The sequence below is a fragment of the Amnimonas aquatica genome, assembly GCF_002943415.1.
GTDB lineage: Bacteria > Pseudomonadota > Gammaproteobacteria > Pseudomonadales > Moraxellaceae > Perlucidibaca > Perlucidibaca aquatica_A.
In genome coordinates, this window is the sequence record NZ_PTQZ01000359.1 from 1 (window position 1) to 1,175 (window position 1,175).

Here is a 1,175-nt window from a genome sequence, read left to right on the forward strand (position 1 = left end):
GAACTGAAACCTGAATTCGCAAGGAATATTCCCATGTTCGACCTGCAAACCGAGTGGCTGGGCAGCACCCTGCTGGAATGGGCCACCGCGCTGGGCATGGCGCTGACCATCAACGTGCTGTTCGGGGTCGCCAAGTGGCTGATCGTGAAGCGCGGCACCAAGGTCAGCCAGAAATTCTCAGGCAGCGCCAACGATGCGCTGGTGGCCATGGCGAGGCGCACCCAGCAGATACTCATCCTCGGCGTGACGCTGCTGATCGGCACGCGCTACCTCGATCTCGCGGCCTCGATCGACCGGGTGCTGATCAAGGTGGCCACGGTCAGCGCCTTCCTGCAGTTCGGGCTCTGGCTCAGCGGCGCGCTGGACTTCTGGATCGACCGCTACCGCCACACCACCACCAACAAGTCCGCCACCACCAGCCTGTCGGCGGTCAGCTTCATCGGCAAGCTGCTGCTGTGGGCGCTGATCCTCATGCTCATGCTGGACAACCTGGGGGTGAACGTCACCGCCATGGTGGCCGGCCTGGGTGTCGGTGGCATCGCGGTGGCACTGGCGGTGCAGAACATCCTCGGGGACCTGTTCGCCAGCCTGTCGATCGTGGTCGACAAGCCCTTCGTGGTCGGCGATACCATTACCGTCGACAGTTTCACCGGGACCGTGGAGCAAGTAGGTCTGAAGACCACGCGTCTGCGCAGCTCGACCGGCGAGCAGATCATCATTTCCAACAGCGACCTGCTGAAGACACGCATCCGGAACTTCAAGCGCATGCGCGAGCGCCGCATGCTGTTCACTTTCGGAGTTGTCTACGAGATCACGCCAGAGCTGTTGGCACGCATTCCCGGCATGGTCCGGGAAATCGTGGAGTCAGTACCGCATACCCGTTTTGATCGTGCCCATTTCAGGGGCTTCGGTGCTTCTTCGCTGGACTTCGAGGTCGTGTTCTGGATGCTCACGCCGGATTTCAACCCCAGCCTGGATGCGCAGCAGGAGATCAATCTGGCCCTGTTCCGGCGTTTCGGCGAGGAGGGCATCGCCTTCGCCTATCCGACGCAGACGCTGATCGTGCAGGGGCAGGCCGAGCAGTTCCCGGGCGCTGCCCCGGCCGCCGAGGCCGCCGGCTGAGCGATACCGCCGCGTGTGCGGCGCGCGCAGGATCCATGACATGAAAAAGCGGG

General features: G+C 63.1%; 1 protein-coding gene. It reads left to right on the forward strand.

The window, feature by feature from the left end:
- The first annotated feature begins 33 nt into the window (after positions 1-33).
- Complete coding sequence (locus tag C5O18_RS09960; RefSeq protein ID WP_105193465.1) at positions 34-1,122, forward strand: mechanosensitive ion channel family protein; 1,089 nt, start codon at positions 34-36, stop codon at positions 1,120-1,122.
- Positions 1,123-1,175: the final 53 nt, after the last annotated feature.